Genomic DNA, 19893 nt, shown 5'->3' on the forward strand with positions numbered 1-19893 from the left:
CATGCAAATGCATTTAATGCCTAGACATTAGATGCATGTGCATGGAATAGTCTCCCCTCGTGACTACGCAAACAACATCACCTGCCCGGATGACCTGGGACGCCCGCCTGTGGGGCGCCCTCCTGGTCGTCTGTGGCGTGATCTTCCTCGACGGCCTGGACGTGTCCATGGTCGGCATGTCACTGCCGTCCATCGGCGCCGACCTGGGCGTTTCCCTGTCTTCTCTCCAGTGGGTCGTGACCGGCTACGTGCTCGGGTACGGCGGCCTGCTGCTTCTCGGCGGCCGGACCGCCGATCTGCTCGGCCGCCGCCGCGTCTTCCTGATCGCGCTGGCCGTCTTCGCCGCGGTCTCGATGCTGAGCTCGCTGGCCACCAACCCCGAACTGCTCATCGCCGCGCGGTTCGTCAAGGGCGTCGCCGCCGCGTTCACCGCGCCGGCCGCGCTCTCCATCATCACCACCACGTTCCACGAGGGGCCGGATCGCAACCGCGCCCTGAGCATCTTCACCACCTGTGCCGCCAGCGGCTTCTCGATGGGCCTGATCCTGGGTGGCGCGCTCACCGAGGTCGGCTGGCGCTGGACCTTCCTGATGCCTGGCCCAGTCGCCCTGATCGTGCTGCTGTTCGCGCTCAAGCTGATCCCGAACAGCCCGCGCGACGAGAACACCGGCGGGTACGACGTACCCGGCGCGGTCACCGTGACCGCAGGCATGCTCTCGCTCGTGTACGCCGTGGTCGGCGCCGAGCACGCTGGTTGGGTCTCGGTGCAGACCATCGGACTCTTCGTCCTCGCGGTTGCGCTGCTGGGCGCGTTCGTCGCGATCGAGTTGCGGTCGAAGAACCCGCTGGTCCGGCTGGGCATCCTGCGCAACGCCACGCTCCGGCGGGCCAACCTGGCCATCCTGACCGTGTTCGGTGCCTACGTCTCGTTCCAGCTGATCGGCACGATGTACATGCAGAACCTGCTCGGCTGGTCGTCGTTCCAGACCGCGCTGGCGTTCCTGCCCGCCGGACTGCTCGTCGTGACGCTGTCGCCGAACGCGGGCAAGATCGCCGACCGGATCGGTACCGAGAAGATGATCATCGCCGCGATGGCGCTGTTCGTCGTGGGCTACGGCCTCTCGCTGCGGATCGGGCCGGAGGCGGCATACTTCTCCACCGTGTTCCCGAGCATCCTGCTGATCGGTCTGGCGTTCGCGATCGGGTTCCCGGCGCTGAACATTCAGGCGGTCTCCGGAGTCTCAGATGAGGAGCAAGGGCTCGCGTCCGGGCTCTTCAACACCTCCAACCAGGTGGGTGGCGCGGTGGTCCTCGCGGTCGTGACCGCGGTGATCAGTAGCAACTCGGCCGGCGTGACCACGCCGGCGGGGATGTTGTCGGCGTACAAGCCTGGTCTGGGCGTGGTGACGGGGATCGCGGCACTCGGACTACTGATCGCACTCACCGGTCTGCGTGGTCTGCGGGCTCGCCGTGCGGCCGAGGCGGAGGAGAACGCCGAGTTGACCGACGTACAGAACGAACTGGCCGAGGAAGAGATGTCCCCGGCCGCGTGACAACAATCGGCTCCTGATCAGGGGCTGTGCAGTTGATATGGACGCAGTTGCGGGTCTCGGGCTACTCTCCGGGGCCCGCACTGCTGCTTTTGGGGGCGATCCCCGATTGGTTTCGGACCTGCGGGGTGCTGGACTGGGGGCATGAGCAACCAGAGCTACGACCAAGCGGTCAAGGACATCCTGGACCGGGTCGCGAAGGGCCACCTCTCACCTGAGGAAGCCACCACCCTGATCGCCGCCATCAAGAGCCCGGACACGGCTGACGAGCCGGCGGCACAGCCAGAGCCTCCGGTTGCCGAGACGATCGACGACACCCCGTCCGCGGCGGTCTGGGCGGATGTGGTCGACTCGCCGGATGCGGCGGATCAGCCTGCGGCCAAGCACGCGGCTGCCTCGAATGGCGTCCACGAGAGTGTCGTGGACGATGCGCCGGTGTCAGAGGCTCCTCCCGCGCCTGAGGCGGCTCCTTCCGTTGAGGCTCCTTTCGTTGAGGCTTCGGACGCCGAGGACGAGGCTGCTGAGGACGTTGAGGAGCAGCACAGCAATGTGCCGGTGCCGGCCGGGGTGCAGCGGGTGACCGTGCGCGCGATCGGGCGCCGGGTGCGGCTGATCGGCGAGCCGGCCATCAACGGCGTGGCTGTGGACGGGCCGCACATCATCAAGCGTGACGGCGACACCCTCGCGATCAGCAGCGAAGGCGACATGGGCGTCTCGATCGACGGGTTCAGCATGCTGCGCAACCCGACCAACCTGAAGTCCCACGTGAACGGTCTCGCCAAGGAGCTGTCCATCCGGGTCAACCCGAGCCTGCAGGTCGAGGTCGAGGTGACCGGCGGCAGCGTCAACGCCGAGCGGGTCCCCGGGCTGAGCCGGGTTCGCGTCACCGCCGGTACGGCGAAGGTCGCGGACGTCTCCGGTCCGATCGACCTCCTGGTCCAGGCGGGCTCGGCCACGCTGGACGCCCAGATCACCAAGGGTCGCTCGCGGGTCCGCGTCGAGTCCGGTACGGCGAACGTGGCGCTGCGGCGTGGTTCCGACGTACGCGTCCACACCGAAGCCCAACTCGGCCGAGTCACCTGGACCGGCGCCGTCTCCGGCCAGTCCAAAGACGTAGAAATCGGCCGCGGCCGCGCCGCCCTCGACGTAGAGGTCCTGGTAGGCACCGCCCAAATCGCCTCCGACTAAGCGGACTCCAGCCACTCATCAACTGCGGACCACTCCCTGCCAGGCCCGGGTCGTGAGCGTGTGCAGGTGTTCAACGAGCTGTTTGATGAGTGGCGCCGATCCGTTCCCAGCCCAGCCGGCCTCGGTCATGCGGTGGATGGGACTGTTCGCAGCGTGCGGAAGGGGGAGAGGTAGAGGAAGGCGCTGGCGGTGAGGGTGGCCAGGCCGGTGATCCAGAGGGTGGCGTGGAGGCCGAAGGCTGTGCCTAGTGCGCCGCCCAGGAGGCTGCCGATGGGGGCGGCTCCCCAGCTGACGAAGCTCAGGGTGGCGCTGACTCGGCCGCGTAGGTCCGGTGGGCAGAGGCGTTGTTGGGTGCTCACCTGCACGATGTAGTTGACGATGATGCTGAAGCCGGAGATCAGCATCGCGATGACGTACCAGCTGAGTTGCCAGCCCGGTGCGGTCAGTGCTTTCAGGGTGAAGCCGACGCCGATGCCGGTTGAGGACAGCAGTAGCAGGCGGGCGTCGCCGTACCGGGTGCTGAGCTTCTCGGTGACCAGCGACGCGAGGATGGCTCCGAGCAGGCCGACCATGCTGAGTAGGCCGATGACGGCGGGTTGCAGGTGTACGGCGCGGACCAGGTAGACGAGCGTGATCGCGTCGCCCGCGGCCTGGAACAGCATCGTGGTTGCCGTCGCGAGCGCCATCGGTCGCAGCAGTGGATGCGTGAACACGTAGTGCGTGCCTTCGACGATTTCCCGGCGCAGGTTAGGTCGGTCCGGCTTGGCCGGGCGGGCTTCCGGCGTACGGATCGAGCGGAGCCAGAGTGCGGACCAGAGGAAGCTCAGGGCGTTCAGTCCGATCGTGACGGCCGCTCCGAGCCACTGGACGAGCGCGCCGCCGGCTCCGGCGCCGACGACCGCGCCAATGGAGTGGTTGGCGGCCAGCTTCGCGTTTCCAGGCAGCAGTTGGTCTCCGTCGAGTAGGCGAGGCAGATACGACGTATGCGCCACGTCGAACAGGACGGTGAGCAGCCCGGTGAGCAGGAGTACGACGTACAGCTGCGTGAGCGTGAGTACGTCGAACCACGCGGCCACCGGGATCGATGCGAACAGGAGCGCTCGTCCGATGTCGGCGTACACAAGCGCCGGGAGCCCCCGGATGCGATCGGCCCACGCCCCGGCGAACAACCCCAGCACAAGCCAGGCCGCCGTCTCGCAGGTCCGCAGCAGCGACACCTGAAACGTGGACGCGTTCAACGTGAGCACGGCAAGCAACGGGACGGCGCTCATCCCCAGTCGCGATCCGAGCTGACTCAGCAGGTCAGCGGCCCAGAGGCGGCGGAAATCCGGGTGACGAAGGATGCCCATGCCGGGACCGTAGGCCTCGACTTGAGCCGCGTCGACTCAACTGTCAACAAAGTTGAGCCACTCAGGCTCAACTTGAGCGTGAATCTTTTCTGGCGATGAAGGCCATCGTCTGGTGGGCCGGCCCGAAGGGTGCTGGGGTGAAGTCACCGAGTACCTGGACGGAGCCCGGCGCGAACCCGGCGAGCTGGAGCATCCAGAGGAGCTCGTTGCGAAAGTACCAGCGGCCCTGGCCGGCCCGGACCTCGGTGCGAAGCAGGTGTGTGCCGTCGTACAGCTTGTACTGGCGCTCTTCCTGCCAGACCTGTTCGACGCGGTCGAGCCCGGTCCAACGCGACAAGACCTCAAGCCGATGCCCGTCCGGAAGCACTGTCTCGGTCTGCGGCCCCCACGGGGTTGGGAAGTCGTTGCTGGGCTCTTCGGCGTAGTTGATGCCGACCAGGAAGACGTTGAAGGCGAGTACGCCGTCTGGCTCGAGCTGCTCGTGACACCGGCGCAGTGTCTCCACGGCGTCGAGCCGGTCCATCACACAGACGAAGCTGCCGCAGGGGATGTAGATGGTCCGCAAAGTGCCCGGCACCTCGAGCTTCTGCATCGCCTGCTCGTAGAGCACCGGCTGGAGCCCCAGCCCCGCGGCCTGCTCGCGGCACCTCGCCAGCATGTCGCCGGAGATGTCGCACCCCTCGACCTCCAGCCCTTCGGCCAGATAGGTCAGGAGCAGGCGTCCGGTCCCGCAGCCGAGCTCGAGCGCCCGGCCACCTTGCTCACGCAGGACGCCACGATAGAACGGCGCATCCCGCCGTTCGTCCGTCAGCGAACTGACCGCCCACTGCTCCGCCGCCAGCCCCCGAAACAGCTCACCCTCGTCGAACACCATCTCCGAAGTCTCGTGGCTGCTCGCCCTGCACGCCTGCGAATTTCACCCGCCGTGGGTGGGGGAGCCGAGCTCCAGGCCATCACAATCCGTCGGGTTCACTTCGAGGTGAGCGTGAAGGGGCGATCGGCCGGCGATTGTGATGGCGTGGAGATCGGTCCCGGCAATGCGAGGCGCCCCGGTGGAATCCACCGGGGCGCCTGCGGAGCGGTGGGTCAGCCGGTGAAGGGCTCGGTGGCGACGATCTCAACCGTGACGGGCTTGCCGTTCGGGGCCTCGTAGGTGGCCTTGTCGCCCTTCTTCTTGCCCAGGATCGCCGAGCCGAGCGGGGACTGCGGCGAGTAGACGTCGATGTCGACCGACGCGTCCAGGGCGAGCAGTTCGCGGGAGCCGAGCAGGAACGTCTCGACGTCGTCGTCACCGGCGAACTTGATCGAGACCTTCATCCCGGGCTCGACCTTGCCACCCTTCTTCGGGGTCTCACCGACCCGCGCGCGGCGCAGCATGTCTTCGAGCTGACGGATCCGGGCCTCCATCTTGCCCTGCTCGTCCTTGGCGGCGTGGTACCCGCCGTTCTCCTTGAGGTCGCCCTCGTCGCGGGCCTCGCTGATGCGCTGGGTGATCTCCGCGCGGGCGGGACCCTTCAGGTGCTCGAGCTCCGACTTCAGCTGGTTGTAGCCATCCTGCGTCAGCCAGACAACGCTGTCCTCATCGATCTTCTGCGTCACGGGCTGCTCCTTGTGTCAGTGGAATGGGCAGGAAAAAAGCCACTGGCCGCCGTCGTCGACGGCGACCAATCCACTGAGCGTAGCAAGATACCGCGGAGAACCCCACTGTTCTCTGAACTCTCAAACGCTGGGAAATCGCTTGCCTGAGCACTTTTCCGGCCCTGGGATCATTGAGCGGGCAATCGGTTGCCGCCCGGTCAGGGAAGTTCCACTCAGTGCGGGCGATGGGAGTCGGCGGTGGTGCAGCCGATCAGGACCACCGAGGTGGCGGTGCGCTGGGTGGTGAGCGCTGCGGGGAGGGTCTGGTGCCGCGGGGAGTCCGCCGGGATCGTGAGGGTGAGCTCGCCGACGATGGAGAAGTCGGCCGCCTTCGCCTGCAGCCGGCAGCTCGCCTCGACCGACTTCGTCCGATCGATCTGGACGGTCGCCTTCGCGCTCGTGGCCGACGGCACCTCGAATCCGAGCAACCGCGACGTCACCGGCGGATTGGACCCGATGATCGCGGCCCACGCCAGCCACGCCAGCCCGACCGCGGCGATCACGGCCACCACCCCGATGATCAACGGCCGCCGCGACCGGCCGGCCCGTCCGTACCGGGCGTCCAGATCGGCGGGTGCGCTACTGGCAGATGACTGAGTCAACGGGGATCCAAGGGGGTCGGTCGTGGGTTTTGCGGGAGCTTGGAGGACCATTGTGTCTTGTGAGTGGAGATCTTCGGTTGTTGCATGTGCATGCCCACCCAGATGACGAGTCCAGCAAGGGGGCCGCTTCGACGGCCCGGTACGTGGCCGAAGGCGTGGACGTCATGGTGGCCACCTGTACGGGCGGGGAACGCGGGTCGATCCTGAACCCGAAGATGGACCGCCCAGAGGTGCTGGCCAACATCACCGAGATCCGGCGCAAGGAGATGGACGCGGCGCGCGAGATTCTCGGTGTCCGGCAGGAATGGCTCGGCTGGGTCGACTCCGGGTACCCCGAGGGCGATCCGCTGCCGCCGCTGCCGGAGGGCTGCTTCGCCGCGATGAAGGTCGAGGACGCCGCCGCCCCGCTGGTGAAGCTGATCCGCGAGTTCCGGCCGCAGGTCGTCACGACGTACGACGAGAACGGCGGCTACCCGCACCCGGACCACGTCATGTGCCACACGATCACGGTCGCCGCGTTCGAGGCGGCGGGGGACAAGGACGCCTACCCGGACCTGGGTGAGCCGTGGCAGCCGCTGAAGCTCTACTACCACCACACCTTCCACTACGAGCGGATGAAGGCGCTGAACGACGAGATGCTCGCGCGCGGGCTGGAGTCGCCGTACGTCGAACGCCTCAAGGAGTGGAAGCCCGACCCGGAGAACGAGCGGCGCGTGACCACGCGGGTCGAGTGCGCCGAGTACTTCGCGGTCCGGGACCGGGCGCTGCTCGCGCACGCCACCCAGATCGACCCGGACGGCGGGTGGTTCACCGTGCCGCTGGAGGTTCACCAGGCGGCCTGGCCGACCGAGGACTACGAGCTGGCTCGGAGTCTGGTCGAGTCGGAGTTGCCTGAAGACGACCTCTTCGCGGGGCTGCGCTGACGGCGGGCGTCGACAATGAGAGACTGGTGGCGTGACAGTGACGACGTCCCTTCTGACGGTCGAGGTAGACCCGAACTCGGTGCGCCCCGGATGGGTCGCGCTGCTGATCGTGCTCGCACTCGGTGCCGCCACGGTGCTGCTGTGGCGCAACATGGGCAAGCAGTTGAAGCGGATCGATTTCGGCGAGAGCGACGGTGCGGACGGCCAAGCACCGTCCGACGGCCCAGCGAGCACGGACAGCTCAGCGGCCCCGGCTGGCGATGCCGCGCCGACGGAGTCGACGAACACGACGCCGACGAGTAAGCCCGAGCCGACTGAGAGTCACTCTCAGCGCTGATTTCTGGCACTTGGGCGACAACGTCATCACGAGATGGTGTCGGACTGGGCTGCCCACCTCCGCGTGACCCTATAGTGAGCGCGTGTCGACTGATGCCGAAGCCGGGTCCGCTCTGTGACCGCGACCCGCGCTGCCCGGCATCGCATGCCCGGGCGCCTGGTCGCCGGAGGTGTTGGTGCGGTCGTCATTGCGACGGTCGTACTGGTCGTGAGCCTGTTCGCCGCGAACAGTGAGCCGCGCGACCTGGGCGGCATCGGTGGACCGGGTCTGTTCGTCGACTGGCTGCTGCCGTTCTTCCACCTGATCACCACGCTCGCGACGGTCGGCTGCGCCGGCGCCCTGCTCGCGGCGGTCGTGCTGCTGCGGATCGAGGGCGGTCCCCTCGGCATCCAAGGTCGCCGAGCGGTGCGCGACGCCAGCAACTCCGCCATCGTCTGGGCGGTCAGCGCCTTCGCCAGTGCGATCGTCACGGCGGCGATCCTGCTCGACACGCCGATCGACCTGCTGCGCCTGCGCCTGGACGACGCTCTCGGCGTGCCCGAGGTCAAGTCGCTCCTGATCACCGGCATCCTGGTCGTCGCATTGGCGATCGGCATCCGCCGCGTGCAGACCTCCTCGGCCGCCGGCATCGGCGTACTGGTCGCGATCGCGGCCCTCGTCCCGACCGCGGTCACGGCGTACCCGCGCAACGAGTCGTACGTCGTCCTCGCCGGTGCGGCCCTGGTGATCCACGTGATCGCCGCGACCACCTGGATCGGTGGCCTCGCCGGTTTGGTCCGCTACGGACGGGCCAGTCGCACCGGTCTGCCCATTGTCCTCGAACGGTTCCACCAGGTCGCGCAGATCTCGTCCATCGCGGTCCTGGCCAGCGGCCTCATCAGCGCAGCCGGCCGCCTGGCCGCAGCGGGTGGCGGCTGGGGCTCCATCCCGCACGCCCTCGTCTCCGACGCGTACGGCGCCCTCCTGATCGTCAAGACCATCGCCTTCGCAGTCCTGATCGCCCTCGCCTCGCTGCAGCGGCGCCGCGCAACCGGCGACCTCCTCGACGGCAACCGCCCGTTCTGGCAAGTAGTAGGCCTGGAACTCTTCGTCATGGCCCTGGCCCTGGGCCTGTCCGTCGCCCTCTCCCAAACCACCTGATCACGTCCGGCACTGTCTCAAGTCTGGATCGTCGGTGGTCATTGCGGCGGGAGCGCATACGGTGGGCGCATGGCTTCCGTGAACGAGCTCGGCCGGAGCACCAGCCCGTATCTACGTCAGCATGCGGAGAATCCGGTGCACTGGCGGGAGTGGTCCGATGCCGCGTTCGCCGAGGCGCGGGAGCGGGACGTTCCGGTCTTCCTGTCGGTCGGGTATTCGGCCTGCCACTGGTGTCACGTGATGGCGCACGAGTCGTTCGAGGACCCGGAGACCGCGGCGTACCTGAACGAGCACTTCGTGAGTATCAAGGTGGACCGGGAGGAGCGGCCGGACGTCGACGCGATCTACATGGCGGCGACGATCGCGATGATCGGGCAGGGCGGTTGGCCGATGTCGGTGTTCCTGACGCCGGCCGCGGAGCCGTTCTTCTGCGGTACGTACTTCCCGAACGAGCCGCGGGGTGGGATGGCGTCGTTCCGGCAGGTGCTGGCGTCGCTGACCGATGCGTGGCAGACCAAGCGGGACCAGCTCGACGAGATCGGCAAGCATGTCGTCGAGCAACTGGGTGCACCGCAGCAGCCGATCGCGGGCACGTTGGACACCGCACGAGCCGTCGAGCTGTTGAAGACCGACTTCGATCCGGTCGATGCCGGCTTCGGTAAGGCGCCGAAGTTCCCGCCGTCCATGGTGCTCGACTTCCTCCTCCGCCATGGCACCACCGACGCGATCGATATGGTCGCGCAGACCTGTGAGCGGATGGCTCGCGGCGGGATGTACGACCAGCTCGCCGGGGGCTTCGCGCGGTACTCCGTCGACGGTCAGTGGGTGGTGCCGCACTTCGAGAAGATGCTGTACGACAACGCCCTCCTGCTCGACGTCTACACGCAGTGGTGGGCGGTGACCGGTGCACCACTGGCCAGGCGGATCGCGGAGGAGACCGCCGAGTTCCTCTTGACGGAACTGCGAACAAAAGAAGGCGGTTTCGCCTCTGCTCTGGACGCGGACACCGAGGGGGAGGAGGGCAAGTACTACGTCTGGACGGTGGACGAACTGCGGGCCTCGCTCGGTGACGACGCTGACTGGGTGATCGAACTCTGCGATGTCACCGGGACCTTCGAGGCCGGCTCCTCGGTTCTCCAGCTCCGGCAAGATCCTGATGATGTTGGGCGCTGGCAACGGGTCCGGGCGACGCTCAGGCAAGTGCGCAGCCAGCGGGTGTACCCGGGCCGCGACGACAAGGTGGTTGCCGCTTGGAACGGTCTCGCGATCACCGCGCTGACCAGGGCCGGCATCGTCCTTGCGCATCCCGAGTACGTCGAAGCCGCTGAAGGCGCGGCCAGATTGGTCCGGGAGGTGCATCTCGACGGTGATACCGGACGACTGCATCGGACCTCTCGCGATGGCGTGCGTGGCACGGCACATGGTGTGCTGGAGGATTATGCGGCGTACGCGCAAGGGTGTCTGACGTTATTGGGTGCCACTGGCAACGTTGAGTGGTTCGAGACGGCCAAGGCCTTGCTGGACAGGATTATGGAGCAGTTTGTTGCTGAGGTCTCCTATTTTGATACTGCTGCTGACGCCGAGGAATTGGTGTGGCGGCCGCAGGACGCGACCGACAATGCGACGCCGTCCGGGGTGAGTCTGGCGGCGGAGGCATTCACGACGTTGAAGAGTTTGACCGGATCGGTCCGGTATGAGGCCGCGGCCGAGCTGGCGCTGCAGGCTTCGGCGGCGATCGCGGCGCGGGCGCCTCGGTTCGCTGGTCGTGCGCTTGCGGTGGCGGAGACGATTGCCAAGGGCCCGCTTGAGGTTGCTATTGCCGGCGAGTCCGCCGAGTTGCTCCGGACTGCGGTGACCGCGGCGCCGTGGGGTACGGCGGTCCTGGCCGGCGACCCGGAGCTCGCCGTACCGCTGATGGACGGCCGCAAACTCGTCGACGGCCGGCCCGCGGCGTACGTCTGCCAGAACTTCACCTGCAAACTCCCGGTCACCCGAGCCGAAGACCTCCGCCGGGAGCTCACCTCAACGGACTGAGGCACGCCGAGCTGAACTACCTCCACCCGCACTTGCCAGGCCTGGACACGCCGACGTAGGTGCGGGTTTTCCCTGTCGTTTCGGCCAAATCCCTTGACTCGGGGCGTCCTGGGGACCAGAGTCCTCCCTCAGTCGGATGTAACAGAACTCGCACGTTCTGACACGCAGTGTCACAGATGAGGCAGTGGCACTGCTGGGTCAGTGCATTCGGCGTCCCCAACTGAATTAGGTCGCTGCGCCCAAACAGCGACCACACCGTGAGGAGATGTTGTCTTGAAACGACTGACATCAGCAGGGGCGACGGCTACCGCCATCGTCGCGGCAGCGGGACTTGCGATGGCCCCGGCCGGAGCTGCCAGCCGATCCGCCCCACTCCCGGCATCCGGCTTCGACCAGCCGGCCGCCGTTCAGGCCGAACAGGCGCTGACCGCGCAGACGGCCGCAGCTCTCGGACTCGCCGGCGGTGAACAACTCAAGGTCCGCGACGTGGTGAAGGATGCCGACGGCACCGAATACGTCCGCTACGACCGCACCTTCAACGGCCTGAAGGTCGTCGGGGGTGACCTGATCGTCAAGCGCACCGGCGAGGCAGTCGGTCAGGTCACGTACAACCGTGGCGCGAAGGCTGTCGAGGTGGCAACCAAGCCGACCTTGTCCCAGGCGGCTGCGCTGTCCACGGCTGCCAAGGCCGCGAAGTTCAAAGCCACCACGAACAAGGGCGCTCTGGTCGTTTTCGTCACGCCGACCAAGCCCGTGCTCGCCTACGAGGTCGTCACCACCGGTGTGAAGCCGGACCAGACCCCGTCGGTGCTGCACTCGTTCATCGACGCCAACACCGGCGCCCTGCTCGACCAGGACGACGAGATCAAGACCGGCACCGGAAACTCGATGTACTCCGGCACCGTCAGCATCGGGACGTCGGGCAGCTTCACGCTGACCGACCCGAGTCGCGGTGGTAACTACACCACCGACCTCAACGGTGCGACCTCCGGGAACGGTACGACGTTCACCGACCCCGACGACACCTGGGGCAACGGCGCCACGTCGAACCGCCAGACCGCCGGTGTGGACGCGCACTACGGTGCTCAGCTGACGTGGGACTACTACAAGAACGTCCACGGCCGCAACGGCATCTTCAACAACGGCCAGGGTGCACGATCGCGGGTGCACTACGGCAATGCGTACGTGAACGCGTTCTGGGACGGCACCCAGATGACGTACGGCGACGGCTCGGGCAACACCCGTCCGTTGACGGCGATCGATGTGGCCGGTCACGAGATGAGCCACGGTGTCACCGAGGCGACCGCCAACCTGAACTACTCCGGTGACGCGGGCGGCCTGAACGAGGCCACCTCCGACATCTTCGGCACCATGGTCGAGTTCTCCGCGAACAACACCAGCGACCCGGGTGACTACCTCATCGGCGAGAAGATCAACATCAACGGCAACGGGACGCCGCTGCGCTACATGGACAAGCCGTCGAAGGACGGTGCTAGCCAGGACTGCTGGTCGACCAGCACCGGCGGTCTGGACCCGCACTACTCGTCCGGCCCGCTGAACCACTGGTTCTACCTGGCCTCCGAGGGCACCGGCAGCAAGGTCATCGGCGGTGTCACGCACAGCAGCACCGCGTGCAACGGCGCGACCATCACCGGTGTCGGCCGCGATGTCGCAGCCAAGGTCTGGTACCGCACGCTGAGCACGAAGCTCAGCTCGGGCAGCACCTACAAGGACGCTCGTGAGGGCGCGATCACCTCCGCGAAGGAGCTGTACGGCGCGGATTCCGCACAGTGCAAGGGCATCGAGGCCGCGTTCAGTGGCATCTCGGTCCCGGCCGGCGCCGCCACCTGTGGTGGTAGCACCGAGCCGCCGACCGGCACCAACCTGCTGCAGAACCCGGGCTTCGAGTCCGGTACGGCGAACTGGACCGGCACCGCCGGTGCGGTCAACAACAACACCACCCGCCCGGCGCGTACCGGCTCCTGGAAGGTCGCCCTGCAGGGCAAGGGCCGCGCCGTGACCGAGAACATCGGCCAGTCGGTGGCGATCCCGGCTTCGGCGACGGCCGCGTCGCTGTCGTTCTGGCTGCGCACCGACACCGCGGAGACCACCACTTCGACCGTGTACGACACGGTGAAGGTTCAGATCGTCGACGGGTCCACGACGACCACGCTGGCGACGTACTCGAACCTGGACAAGTCCACGTCGTACGTGCAGAAGACGCTCAACGTCACGCAGTACAAGGGCAAGACCGTCACGGTGAAGTTCGTCGGCCAGGAGGACTCCTCCCTGCAGTCGACCTTCGCCATCGACGACACCTCCCTGACCGCGGGCTGAGAACTCCTATGCACAGGGTTCTCGGTCCGGGACTCGGTGCCGCACTGGTGGCCGCCACGTTGCTTGCTCCCGGCAACGTGGCGGTCGCCGCGGACTCCCCGGACATCTCGGTCACGAACACCAAGGCCCATCTCGACCAGCTGCAGTCGATTGCCACCAGCAACGGTGGGAACCGCTACACCGGCCGGACCGGCTACCGGGCGTCGGCCGACTATGTGAAAGCCAAGCTCGACGCGGCCGGCTACACCACCACGCTGCAGTCCTTCTCCACCTCGGCCGGTACGTCGTACAACGTGATCGCGGAGTGGCCACACGGCGACGCGAACCACGTCGTCATGACCGGCTCACACCTGGACAGCGTCAGCGCCGGCCCAGGGATCAACGACAACGGTTCAGGCAGCGCCGGCGTACTCGAAACCGCCCTCGCCTACGCTGCCAGTGGCCAAACCCCCAGGAATCGCTTGCGTTTCGGCTTCTGGGGCGCCGAAGAGCTAGGGCTCCTCGGCTCCAAGTACTACGTGAACAACCTGCCCGCGGCCGAGCGCGACAAGATCGAGCTCTACCTGAACTTCGACATGATCGCCTCGCCGAACCCGGGCTACTTCGTGTACGACGACAACCCGGCCGGCAACGGTGCTCGGGACGACCTGGTCTCCTACTTCACCAGTAAGAGCGTCCAGACCGAGTTCATCGATGTCCAGGGCCGGTCCGATCACGCGGCCTTCCGCTCCCTCGGCATCCCCACCGCCGGGACGTTCTCCGGCGCCGAGGAGATCAAGTCGTCGGCACAGGCAACCAAGTGGGGTGGTACGGCGAACACCGCGTTCGACGCCTGTTACCACCGCTCCTGCGACACCATCAGCAACCTCGACCTCACCTCTCTGGACCGCCAGATCGATGCCATCGGCCACATGGTCTGGAACTACGCCCAGAAGGACTACGGCAGCGGTCCACCGCCGACCGGTGACAACCTGCTGCAGAACCCGGGCTTCGAGTCCGGTACGGCGAACTGGACCGGCACGTCCGGGGTGATCACCAACAGTTCGTCACGCCCGGCCCGGACCGGTAGCTACAAGGCGTGGTTGCAGGGGAACGGCCGGAGCAGCACGGAGAACGTCGGTCAGTCGGTGCCGATCCCGGCTTCGGCGACAGCCGCCGCGCTGTCGTTGTGGCTGCTGATCGACACCGCGGAGACCACGACCTCCACGGTGTACGACACGGTCAAGGTCCAAGTCGTCGACGGGTCCACCACGACCACGCTGGCGACCTATTCGAACCTGAACAAGACCGCGTCGTACGTGCAGAAGACCGTCGATGTCTCGCAGTACAAGGGAAAGACGGTCACCGTGAAGTTCACCGGTCAGGAGGACTCGTCGCTGCAGACCAGCTTCGTCATCGACGACGTGTCGCTGACAGCCGGTTAGACCGGCTTGCAGAGTTTGCCCGGAGGGATGGCGGCCTTGGTGAGCAGTTGGCTCACCGGGGCCGCCAACGGCTTCACCTTGGGGTCCTCGAGCCGGGCGGTCTTCCCGTTCGCCGAGACCGCGACGATCATGTCGTCGGGGTGCTTGGGAGTGGGTTTGGTGACGACCACACTGGCCCAGTCGACCTGCTGAGCGGCCGAGGTGATGGTCGTCAGCAAGGTCGGGTCGAGCTTGCATCGGATCGTTTCCTTGCCCCGCGCGCTCACCGTGGCGACGCCGTCGGTGCCGATCTGCACCTGGTCGTCGAAGCCGGCGAACCCGCCGGTCCGCGAGACCGTGAGCGGTAGCGCCGTACCGACCGGGGTCGACTGCGTCACGGACGGCGTACTGCTCGGGGCACTGGTTGGAGCCGGTGAGGGTGGTGGATTGCCGCCCTGACCGCTGGACTCGTTTCCGCAGCCGCTCAGGACTAGTCCGGCGACTGCGGCGATCACTGCGTATCCGCTGAGGTTCCTCACGCACCATGGATACCCGCAGCCGAGCTGTTCGTTGCAGCTGTGACAGTACTGAGATGTGATCGTCAGACCACGGTGGACACCAGGTCGACGAGCGTACGGGTCAGCAGGAGGCGGTCCTCGAACAACTCCAGGGTCGCGCCGCCGCCCATCCGGGTGATCTCCTCCAGCGGCAGTGCGGTGAACGTCGCCCGCGCGCAGAGCGAGCCGAGATAGCCGTACCGCACCTGCTCCCCGCTCACCTGCATCCCCTCCGCGGCCAGACCGTCCTGGAACGCCTTCAGGATCACCTTGTGCACAGCCGGCAGCGCCTCCGGCGACAACTCACCGGCGTGTGCGAGGCCGACGAGCAGTTGACCCAGGTCGAACCCGACCGCCTGTGGGCAGTCGAACCCCCAGTCGATCACGACGAACTCGTCCGGCGTCTCCTGCGGTACGAGGAGGTTCTGCGGACTCGCGTCCCCGTGCTGGTAGCACTGCGGCAGCGCGTCGAGCGCATCCAGGACAGCGGGCAACCGCTCGCTCAGCTCGAGCAGATCCTCGCGCAGCCGGTGGTCACCGAGGTTGCAGACCGCTGCTGCGAGCAGTGGGTGTTTCCACGTCTCCGGGTCGGCGATCGTGGGCACTGCGGCGCGCAGCACCCGGCCGCCGGTGTAGAAGCGCAATCCGACCCCCGGAGTCGACACATTGCCGCGGGGGAGCAGTGGCTCGACCAGATGCGGCTGCCGACGAGCGGACAGCCTGCCCAGCAGGTACGCCGCCCGCTCGAACCGCTCCAGCGGCCACGGACCAGGCGTCTGTACGACGTTCTCCATCCACAGCGTGCCGCGATCGTCGTCGTACACGTCGATCCGGTAGGCCCGCGGAAGCCGCATACCGTCCGGCAGTACGTCTGCCATCGAGCTGCGGTGGACGGCGATCTCGAGCTCCCAGGGCAGGTTCTGAATGAACGCCTCCTGGAACCCCGCGGGCACCATGTCGAGGTACTCCCAGTGCCGCACGGACTGGAATTTCTTCACGAAGCACGACCAGTCGACCACGTCACCCGCGCCGGTGGTCGCCGTACCGAAGAGGCGGACCAGGGCCTCGGTGCTCGGCGTACCGATCGGGTAGTCGACCTGCTCGACCCGGACCTGGCCCGGAGCCGCGGCCGGATCGCCGGTGATCGCGCGGACGAGTGCGGTGAAGTCGTCGCAGGTCAGGGCGTCGCGGCCGAGTGGTTCGAGTGCGGTGATGGACATGGTTTCCCCCCATTGGCTCTGCCGCTCATCGTCCGCCGATGCCTTCTGAAAGCCTTCAGACGGAAGAAGTAAAGCAGCCTTACTATCGAGATAGTAAAGTTGCCTTATGACTTCCGTCAACGACCTTTCGGGTCCGGCCACCGACCCGTGGCCCGAGCACATCGCCGGGCTGATCGGTGGGGCGATGAAGCGGCTCCGCGCCGAGATCCTGGCCGACTCGGACGACCAGTTCCCGGGGCTCCGGGTCTCGCACTACCGGCTGCTCGAGCTGATCCCGGCCGACGGCGCGCGGATCACCGACCTGGCCGAGATCGTGGGGATGACCAAACAGGGCCTCGGCCAGCACGTCGACTACCTGGAGAAGCTCGGCTTCACCGCATCCGATCGGCTCAGCGGCGATCGCCGGGTCCGGTTGGTCCGCCGGACCGGTCGTGGCGACGAGGCGGTCGCGTTCAGCGTGGCCGCGATCCAACGCGTCGAAGCGGTCTGGGCCGAACGACTCGGCCCCGACCGCTTCGAAGAATTGCGCGAAACCCTGCGAGAGTTGGCGGACTAGCCCGCGCGGTACGTCGCGATGCTGACGGCGACGTAGTGGCAGACGAAGGCGGCCACGGTGAAGGCGTGGAAGATTTCGTGGAAGCCGAACCAGCGGGGTGAGGGGTTCGGCCGCTTGGTGCCGTAGACGACCGCGCCGATCGAGTACAGGCCGCCGCCGACCGCGATCAGCGTGACCACGGCGGCGCCGCCGGCGTGGTAGATGTCGCCCATCCAGAAGATCGCGACCCAGCCGAGCGCGAGGTAGATCGGGGTGTAGAGCCAGCGGGGCGCGCCCACCCAGAAGACCCGGAACAGGATGCCCAGCAGGGCTCCGCCCCAGACCAGGCTGAGCATCAGCACGCGGTCCTGTCCGTGCAGCAGCACCATCCCGAGCGGGGTGTAGGTGCCGGCGATCAGCAGGAAGATGTTGCTGTGGTCGAGCCGGCGCAGGATCGCCTCGCCGGTCTTGCTCCAGTAGAACCGGTGGTACAGCGCGGAGATGCCGAACAGCAGCATCGAGCCGACCGTGTAGACCGCGGCGGCCCAGCGGGCGTTGGCGTGCGGAGCCAGGCAGATCAGCACGATGCCGCCGGCGGTCGCCAGCGGGAAGGTCCCGGCGTGCAGCCAGCCCCGAAGTTTGGGCTTGAGCGGACCGAGTCGACCGGACAATCGGTGGCCGATGTCGTGGGGCTGGGCGCTGGTAGCGGTCATCGCCGTCCTTTCGAGGGGTGCCGGGCGGTTCAGTCCTGCGTGCTGAGGCCTGCGGGTCTTACCTACGCAACCGTAACCTACGCAACCGTAGGTTCAATGGTCCATAAGGGTGAAATGTAGGCGACATCACCGCTCGGCACACCGGTACCCGCGTGTCCGACGCACGAACTTCGGCGAAAGTTCGATCTTCCTGGCAGCTTCCTTCGAGCCACCTGCCAGTCACTCCGAGCCCTCTCGTCCACACCCCGAAGTGGGCTAGCCTCAGGACAGAGGAACTCGAGGCCCGGACGCGATGAGCTGTCCGACAAAGGGAGATCACCCTGCCCATGCGGACACCTGGCAAGCAGAAGCTGCGCGATGCGGTGTACGGCCTGTACGAACGCCGAGTCCGGCGATCCCTGTCCCCGGACCGGATCCCGCGGCACATCGGCGTCATCATCGACGGCAACCGGCGCTGGGCCCGGGCGTCCGGCGACCCGGTCTCGCGCGGTCACGAGGCCGGCGCGAACAAGATCACCGAGTTCCTGCACTGGTGCGACGACGTCGGCGTGAAGGTCGTCACGGTCTGGATGCTGTCCACCGACAACCTGACTCGTCCCGCCGACGAGCTCGAGCCGCTGCTGAAGATCATCGAGCAGGCGGTCGAGGAGCTGACCTCGATCGGCCGCTGGCGGATCCATCCGGTCGGCGCGCTCGATCTCCTGCCCGGCCACACGGCCGAGGTGCTGAAGGGTGCCGAGGCGGCCACCCAGGGTGTCGACGGGATGCTGGTCAACGTCGCGGTCGGGTACGGCGGTCGCCGCGAGCTGGCCGACGCCGTCCGGTCCCTGCTGCTCGAGGAGGCCGCGCAAGGCATCTCGATCGAGGAGCTGGCCGAGCGCGTCGACGTCGAGCACATCGCCCGGCACCTGTACACGAAGGGCCAGCCGGACCCCGACCTGGTCATCCGCACCTCGGGAGAGCAGCGCCTCGGCGGCTTCCTGCTCTGGCAGAGCGCGCTGAGCGAGTTCTACTTCTGCGAAGCCCTCTGGCCGGACTTCCGCCACGTCGACTTCCTCCGCGCCGTCCGCAGCTACGCCCAACGAGAACGCCGCTTCGGCACCTGAGGTGACTTCTGGCGCGACCGGCGGTGTAGATGACCGTCCGCACCGTCGGCACGTCGTACGTCGGCGCAGGTAGTAGGCGTACGTCGCGGCGCCCAGAGCGGCACCCCATAACGTCCAAAGGATGCCAGGAGCGTTGACCGCCCAGTTGTCACCGTCCAGTGGCAGCTGGGCGTTCATCAGACCAGCAGGAATGAGTACGACGGCCACCACCGACGCCGGGATGATCGCCAGCAGCGGTGGGACGCGTTGACCGGCCTTGAACCAGATCCAGCGCGGATAGACCTCACCCCAGCGATGCACCAGCCCGTGCGTGAGCACGCTGCCCGCGGTGGCCATCAGCGCCAACCCCAGGCCCATCTCGAGCATGCCGGGCGTGTCGGCCATCATCTGGTGGAACTCACGGCTGATCCCCAGCGGCCAGCCGAAGAACCAGGCCACCCGGGTGATCTCGTACGGGACGTTCGCAAGTACTGCTACGAGCACCGCGATGCGTCCCCACCGGACTGCTGCGTCCGGTGTGGTCCACGCAGGAGCGGGTCGATCGCTGCGGCCGCAGGAAACGCAGGCGTTGCGGCTGCGGCGGTGGTACGCGATCGCAGTCGCTGCCCAGAGCACGCCGCCGACGAACAGGATGATCAGGTTGATCCGGTGCCAGTACAGGATGTCGCCCACACCACCCTGCGCTCCCGGCACACCGGTGAAGGCGAACACGAGGATCGCGGGCGAGAGCGCGACGATTGCGATCAGTGTGTAGTCAGGGATCACGAGAGCCAGCCCGACGGCCAGCACCGCGGCAATCGCCTGCAGCGCCCAGCCACGAGCCTGCCGCCGAGTCATCACGATTGCGAGGACGGCGCCGCCCAGTCCGATCGCTGCCAGCACCGGTGCGACCACGTGCACCGGCGTACCTTCCAGGACCGAGGCGGTGGCCCGGTCGTTGTTCACCTGCGCGAACGGATACCCCGCGCCGCCGAGAGCCCAGTACACCCCGAGTACGCCGTACACGAGCGACCAGATCGCGGTGGCGTAACCACTCCACAACGGCCAGTTCTTCCTCATGTACTGAGCGTTGCGGGGCATTCGCCGTACCGGATCACCCGCCGGAGTGAACCGTCTCCCTCGGGTGGGGGGAAGGTGTAACACCCTGTTAACCCCGTGGCCGGGCGTGTCGGGCTGCGGCGTTTGCGGGACGCTTCTACTCTGACAGGGACGGTCGGAGGGGAAGCCGGCTGTCACGGGAGGCTCGATCAGCTTGACAATC

The 19893-nt window shown here is 67.1% G+C and carries 19 protein-coding genes; 12 read left to right on the forward strand and 7 right to left on the reverse strand.

Features of this window, described 5'->3' with window-relative positions; genetic code table 11:
* The first annotated feature begins 59 nt into the window (after positions 1-59).
* Together ACWF4Z_RS21530 and ACWF4Z_RS21535 are read left to right on the forward strand one after the other, a co-directional pair.
* Positions 60-1553: an MFS transporter gene (locus ACWF4Z_RS21530; protein ID WP_452244875.1), complete on the forward strand. Its 1494-nt coding sequence runs from the start codon at positions 60-62 to the stop codon at positions 1551-1553.
* Positions 1554-1694: 141 nt separating this feature from the next.
* Positions 1695-2738 (forward strand): hypothetical protein, encoded by a 1044-nt coding sequence (locus tag ACWF4Z_RS21535; protein WP_452244876.1) that lies wholly within the window; start codon positions 1695-1697, stop codon positions 2736-2738.
* A gap of 125 nt (positions 2739-2863) precedes the next feature.
* On the opposite strand, the gene ACWF4Z_RS21540 is transcribed toward ACWF4Z_RS21535, so the two are convergent.
* From ACWF4Z_RS21540 to ACWF4Z_RS21555, 4 genes are all read right to left on the reverse strand, one after another.
* The gene (locus tag ACWF4Z_RS21540; protein WP_452244877.1) at positions 2864-4087 is read right to left on the reverse strand and encodes an MFS transporter; all 1224 of its coding nucleotides are present in this window, start codon (positions 4085-4087) and stop codon (positions 2864-2866) included.
* 67 nt (positions 4088-4154) lie between these two features.
* Positions 4155-4961, reverse strand: coding sequence for a class I SAM-dependent methyltransferase (locus tag ACWF4Z_RS21545; protein WP_452244878.1), 807 nt, complete (start codon positions 4959-4961; stop codon positions 4155-4157).
* A gap of 212 nt (positions 4962-5173) precedes the next feature.
* Entirely contained in the window at positions 5174-5686 is a 513-nt protein-coding gene (greA, locus tag ACWF4Z_RS21550; RefSeq protein WP_452244879.1) for a transcription elongation factor GreA, read from the reverse strand.
* 212 nt (positions 5687-5898) lie between these two features.
* Positions 5899-6327, reverse strand: a complete 429-nt coding sequence (locus ACWF4Z_RS21555; RefSeq protein ID WP_452244880.1) for a DUF4307 domain-containing protein — start codon at positions 6325-6327, stop codon at positions 5899-5901.
* A gap of 59 nt (positions 6328-6386) precedes the next feature.
* On the opposite strand from ACWF4Z_RS21555, the gene mca reads away from it, so the two are divergent.
* The 6 genes from mca to ACWF4Z_RS21585 all read left to right on the forward strand — a co-directional run bounded on the left by mca (position 6387) and on the right by ACWF4Z_RS21585 (position 14522).
* Positions 6387-7250, forward strand: coding sequence for a mycothiol conjugate amidase Mca (gene mca / locus ACWF4Z_RS21560; RefSeq protein ID WP_452244881.1), 864 nt, complete (start codon positions 6387-6389; stop codon positions 7248-7250).
* 31 nt (positions 7251-7281) lie between these two features.
* On the forward strand, positions 7282-7587 hold the full coding sequence (locus ACWF4Z_RS21565) for a hypothetical protein (RefSeq protein WP_452244882.1): 306 nt from the start codon (positions 7282-7284) through the stop codon (positions 7585-7587).
* Between the two features lie 114 nt (positions 7588-7701).
* Entirely contained in the window at positions 7702-8727 is a 1026-nt protein-coding gene (locus ACWF4Z_RS21570; protein WP_452244883.1) for a copper resistance D family protein, read from the forward strand.
* Positions 8728-8796: 69 nt separating this feature from the next.
* Positions 8797-10761 carry a thioredoxin domain-containing protein gene (locus ACWF4Z_RS21575; protein WP_452244884.1) on the forward strand — a complete coding sequence of 655 codons (1965 nt, stop codon included), beginning with the start codon at positions 8797-8799 and terminating at the stop codon, positions 10759-10761.
* A gap of 273 nt (positions 10762-11034) precedes the next feature.
* Positions 11035-13098, forward strand: coding sequence for a M4 family metallopeptidase (locus ACWF4Z_RS21580; protein WP_452244885.1), 2064 nt, complete (start codon positions 11035-11037; stop codon positions 13096-13098).
* Between the two features lie 8 nt (positions 13099-13106).
* Positions 13107-14522: a M28 family metallopeptidase gene (locus tag ACWF4Z_RS21585; RefSeq protein ID WP_452244886.1), complete on the forward strand. Its 1416-nt coding sequence runs from the start codon at positions 13107-13109 to the stop codon at positions 14520-14522.
* On the opposite strand, the gene ACWF4Z_RS21590 is transcribed toward ACWF4Z_RS21585, so the two are convergent.
* Positions 14519-15040: a hypothetical protein gene (locus tag ACWF4Z_RS21590; protein ID WP_452244887.1), complete on the reverse strand. Its 522-nt coding sequence runs from the start codon at positions 15038-15040 to the stop codon at positions 14519-14521. The genes ACWF4Z_RS21585 and ACWF4Z_RS21590 overlap by 4 nt on opposite strands.
* 62 nt (positions 15041-15102) lie before the next feature.
* Complete coding sequence (locus tag ACWF4Z_RS21595) at positions 15103-16278, reverse strand: phosphotransferase (protein WP_452244888.1); 1176 nt, start codon at positions 16276-16278, stop codon at positions 15103-15105.
* A 106-nt stretch (positions 16279-16384) separates the two neighbouring features.
* On the opposite strand from ACWF4Z_RS21595, the gene ACWF4Z_RS21600 reads away from it, so the two are divergent.
* Positions 16385-16834 carry a MarR family winged helix-turn-helix transcriptional regulator gene (locus ACWF4Z_RS21600; protein WP_452244889.1) on the forward strand — a complete coding sequence of 150 codons (450 nt, stop codon included), beginning with the start codon at positions 16385-16387 and terminating at the stop codon, positions 16832-16834.
* Here ACWF4Z_RS21600 and trhA read toward each other — a convergent pair.
* Positions 16831-17526 (reverse strand): PAQR family membrane homeostasis protein TrhA, encoded by a 696-nt coding sequence (gene trhA, locus ACWF4Z_RS21605; protein ID WP_452244890.1) that lies wholly within the window; start codon positions 17524-17526, stop codon positions 16831-16833. The two genes, ACWF4Z_RS21600 and trhA, sit on opposite strands and share 4 nt — an antisense overlap.
* A 326-nt stretch (positions 17527-17852) precedes the next feature.
* Between trhA and ACWF4Z_RS21610 the strand changes: the two genes are divergently transcribed.
* The 3 genes from ACWF4Z_RS21610 (at position 17853) to ACWF4Z_RS21620 (ending at position 19386) form a co-directional block, all read left to right on the forward strand.
* Positions 17853-18632 (forward strand): isoprenyl transferase, encoded by a 780-nt coding sequence (locus ACWF4Z_RS21610; RefSeq protein WP_452244891.1) that lies wholly within the window; start codon positions 17853-17855, stop codon positions 18630-18632.
* A gap of 121 nt (positions 18633-18753) precedes the next feature.
* Positions 18754-18882, forward strand: coding sequence for a hypothetical protein (locus ACWF4Z_RS21615; RefSeq protein ID WP_452244892.1), 129 nt, complete (start codon positions 18754-18756; stop codon positions 18880-18882).
* Positions 18883-18942: 60 nt separating this feature from the next.
* The gene (locus tag ACWF4Z_RS21620; protein WP_452244893.1) at positions 18943-19386 is read left to right on the forward strand and encodes a hypothetical protein; all 444 of its coding nucleotides are present in this window, start codon (positions 18943-18945) and stop codon (positions 19384-19386) included.
* Positions 19387-19893: the final 507 nt, after the last annotated feature.

The organism is Kribbella sp. NPDC055071 (assembly GCF_053608045.1).